General features: G+C 64.9%; 5 protein-coding genes. 2 read left to right on the plus strand and 3 right to left on the minus strand.

What is annotated here, in order from left to right:
- Positions 1-133: 133 nt before the first annotated feature.
- Together AAH991_RS39835 and AAH991_RS39840 are read right to left on the minus strand one after the other, a co-directional pair.
- On the minus strand, positions 134-1,318 hold the full coding sequence (locus AAH991_RS39835; RefSeq protein WP_346231143.1) for a site-specific integrase: 1,185 nt from the start codon (positions 1,316-1,318) through the stop codon (positions 134-136).
- A 123-nt stretch (positions 1,319-1,441) separates the two neighbouring features.
- A complete protein-coding gene (locus tag AAH991_RS39840; RefSeq protein ID WP_346231144.1) occupies positions 1,442-1,933 on the minus strand; it encodes a hypothetical protein in 492 nt (163 codons plus the stop codon).
- 617 nt (positions 1,934-2,550) lie between these two features.
- On the opposite strand from AAH991_RS39840, the gene AAH991_RS39845 reads away from it, so the two are divergent.
- Positions 2,551-2,925, plus strand: coding sequence for a hypothetical protein (locus AAH991_RS39845; RefSeq protein WP_346231145.1), 375 nt, complete (start codon positions 2,551-2,553; stop codon positions 2,923-2,925).
- Positions 2,926-2,957: 32 nt separating this feature from the next.
- Here the strand turns inward: AAH991_RS39845 and AAH991_RS39850 are convergent, their stop codons facing one another.
- Positions 2,958-3,335, minus strand: coding sequence for a site-specific integrase (locus AAH991_RS39850; protein ID WP_346231146.1), 378 nt, complete (start codon positions 3,333-3,335; stop codon positions 2,958-2,960).
- Positions 3,336-3,418: 83 nt separating this feature from the next.
- On the opposite strand from AAH991_RS39850, the gene AAH991_RS39855 reads away from it, so the two are divergent.
- Positions 3,419-3,834: DUF3885 domain-containing protein (locus AAH991_RS39855; protein WP_346231147.1), on the plus strand; the 416-nt coding region annotated here is incomplete at its 3' end.

The following is a 3,834-nucleotide window of genomic DNA, read 5'->3' on the forward strand; positions in this document are numbered from 1 at the left end:
GACCCGTCGCCTGTACGCCTGGTAGCGATCAAGAGACAGCCACTGGCCTCAGTTATTTCATGGACGCACTTCCCGGAGCTGGTGACTGCTCCGGCCGGAGTCGCGCCGGTGGCGCAAGCTGTCACGCCGCATGTCACTGCCGGATGTCACGGGCGCGATTAGCGAGGACTTGAGCCATTGGAGAGCCGGGATGTGAGCAGCATGGAGCGGCCGCACCAGCATCACTCTGTGCGCTCAGCCGTCGTCCCGTTCTGAGGCCCACGCGCATAGGGTTGTTCTTCCATTTGTCGCGGTGGCGGATGTACTGCATCATCACCGGGGACTTCTCCGACCAGCGGCCGTGCTGCCAGATTCCCGACATGGTCGCGCCTGCGTCGGCTGCGTCTGTGGCCCCGCAGCCGCGCAGGCCGTGAGCGGAGTAGCGGTCAGCGTGCGGCGGGTCGGCTGCTCGTGCGGCTTCCTTCACGACCAGGTTGATCGCCTCGGGGGTCATGTGGATGCCGTCGCCGCGGCCGGCTCGTCGTACGGGTGCGCCGTCGTCGCTGATCGCGCCCGCGATGCGGCCGTGCTTGTCGATTGCGCGGAACACCGGCCCGCTGGTGATGCCGCGCTCGGCGAGGATCTCCAGCCATGCCGACTCCACGCGCACGGGGCAGGTGCCAGGGTGGGAGCCGTAGGGCAGCGGCACGCTGACGCCGCGGGCGTCGCGGTCGGTCTTCGACATCGCGATGAAGACCTCCAGCCCTTCCCGCAGGAAGGTGAGGTCTTCGATGTTCAGGTTGTGCAGCTCGATCCGGTGGGTCATCGCCGCGTATCCGACGGTCAGGATGGCCCGGTTGCGCTGTCCGGTGGAGGTGTCTTCCGGCTGGGCCTCGATCATCGCGCGCAGAATCTCGATGGTGATGGGCAGCGAGCGTCGCGGCCGGAAGCCGGCCTTGGCCCGCAGCTTGCGGTAGGCGCGCAGGGCGTCGCGGATGGGCCGGGTGTTCGGCCGTTCGGCGGCGGTGTCGGTGTGGATCGACAGGATCGCCGAGACGGCGCGTTCGACCGTGGCGGGGGCCCGGCCCATGGTGAGGTGGGCGATGTAGTTGAGGACCGTCGTGGTGGTGGCCGGCAGCGGAGACGCGCCGTTGGCGGCGCACCACTCGCAGAACCTCGCCCAGTCTCCGGCGTAGGCCCGGTGGGTGTTGCCCGAGCGGGCCTGCTGAAGCAGTTCGGCGGCCTCGTCGCTGAGGATCTCCTCCACCGCGGCGAGGTCCAGGGGTCGCGGGACGATACGTCCCTCGATGGCCGGTTCTGGCTCCACTTCGCCGCGCATGTCGGATGTACCTCGAGATCCTCGAAGTTGATTTCCGATAAGATACATTATTCGGAATTCAGAGTTCATTGAATCAAGCGGGGACGGTAGGGTGTCCCGAGTTGTGCGAGCGCCTCTCTGTTCTCAGTGACGGTCAGGCCAAAACTGCAGGAGAAAGACTTCGGCCTCGTACTCCTCGGCCCCCAACTCGAAGTACTCAACATCTTCGGGATTCATTTCGACCTCGCGAGCCGACAACCTGACCCGCCAGTGCATGGCACGCGCGCCCAAGTCGACCTGAAGCGGACTCGCCACTTCGTCATCGTCCTCGAGATGGACGACCCCCGAGGTCGCCCGAAACTGAACGACGATCTGCTTATCCCAAACATCGCTCGGCGTGGGTGGTGGCTCAGCAGTCCAGACCTCGAAGACGAACCTCCCCCTCATCAGTTCCATCACGTCGTCGCGCCTTGCGATGGACTCGATAAGCATCAGGTTCCTAGTGGTGGAGCATAATTCGCCGCCCAAGAGCCGCGCATCCTCTGTGTCGATGGTCGGACCATCGGCGTCAGCGAGCAGGTAGCGTCCATATCTGCGCTGGAAGATGTCTTCGACGGTGATCAGCAGCTCAGCCATAAGCGCTTATGCTGGCACAGGCGTCGGGACAACTCGGCCCAAGTCGGGTGGTTCCCCTCGGCCCCGAGCTATGTCGCTGCGCCCTGTTGCCCGGGTCTTGTAGACATCTGGGCTGGGACATGTGCCGCGGAGAGTTCACCAGCGTCGATGTCCGTCGTATCCGCCTGTTCCGGCGCCAGATGGTGCGGACTGGTCCGCGGCGGCAGAACGTTCGGTGGAACTACTCAAAGGAGTTCGAGTAGACCGCCCATGCCAGCTGGGACCGGGAACACCCGCGCCGGTGGCTATCCGAGGCCTGACGATAGACGCTTATGCGGCTCTGCGCGAGAGAAGGCCCAGCTCGGGCGAGATAGGGTGGACGAGTCGGCCTGTAGGCCGGGTTCTAGTTTCGCGTGCTTGTGATCTGGGCGGACAGCCTCGACACCCTCAGCGACGTGCGAAAACACTTCGATCCGTGCCAATCGCTTGTCAGCGTTTTCCGGGCGCGTGTGCTCCGAGAGTGCCCCGGCCTCGTCGCCTTTCGGACCCATGCTTCCAGCTACAACCGCGAGCCAGTCATGACTCAGAGATCTCCTCGTGGCACTATCTCCTGATAGTGCGATGTAGGGGGTGTTCGAGTGGGCGTGATACTCACTCCAGCTAACGACGATGTCACCTGTAACGTGAGCTGGTCGTGCACCTGGTTCGGCCACTTCCGAAGGGAACTGGCGACAGCAGAGGGGGTCGACCTCGATTCGATGGTCGGATTTGGCGGTGACCGCTCATGGGACACGGTGGAGACAAGCCTCGCTCCCCTACTAAATCATCCGGACGACAGTGGTGATCTGACGGCGGCTGAATGCGCCCAGGTGTTACCTCGCCTATCGGAGATCATCTCGTCTTGGCGTACTAAGCCGTCGGAACACTGGCAGGCGTACGCGGAACGGGGACAAGACCTCATCGAAGTCATGCAGGTGTGCATCCGGCAGGGCGTCTCCCTCATGTTCTGCTGAGACCTCTACCGCTCGTGCCGACGTTCCCGCAATCACACACCGAGTCCGCGCATGGGGTTGTCGCGCCACATGTCAGCTGCCCGGACGTAGCCGTGGACGATGGGCGAGGTCTCAACCCAGCGGCCATGCCGAGCGATGGCCAGCATGGAACGGCCAGCGGCCGCCGCGCCGCCGGCGCGGAGCAAGTGCGCGGAGTAGCTGCCCGGGTCGTCCAGGCCGGCGGCCTCGGCGGCCACCTTGACGCGCAGATCGATGGACTGAGCGGTGAGCCGGTCCCGAAAGCGGCCGTTGCGGTCGACGTCGCGAAGAACCGCCGTCCGGGCGCCACGCGAAGTGAGCACGTCGAGCCACTGCTGGGTGACCCGAACGGGGCAGGTGTCGGCCCACTGGCCGTACGGCAGCGGGCACACCGTGCCGCGCGCCTCCTGGTCGGATCTATCGTTCTCCTGCGGCTGAGAATACGCTGGCCGCTGCCTTCCAGATGGGGATGGTCGTGACGGACGACGAGGTGGAGTCGCTCACCGCTGCGTGGCGAACGCGGTGGGGTGGAGACCCGATCGCTTACGAACTGCGCGACCGGCATGCCGACCGCTGGGTCCGCTTCCACAGTCTTCCCGAGTCCAAGCGGTATGCCGAGACCGAAGACGAGTACGAAATCATCCTGGATCGTCATCACCGGGTGCTCGCCGAGCTCGGGGCGGAGGACGGCCTCTATGTGATCGCCGGATACTTCGCGGACGCGCGGGGGAGAGACTCACCCGATCCGCGTCATCCGGATGCCGTTCCATGGTTGACGATCGAGCCTGACGACCGTTCGTTCTTCGTGATCCCGCTGCGGCTCCATGTCAGCACGACCTCGCATGACCGGCGGATTTTGGATCCGCTGCTGCGGGGGGTGGCCGATGACGA

The sequence above is a fragment of the Microbispora sp. ZYX-F-249 genome, assembly GCF_039649665.1.
Lineage (GTDB): Bacteria > Actinomycetota > Actinomycetes > Streptosporangiales > Streptosporangiaceae > Microbispora > Microbispora maris.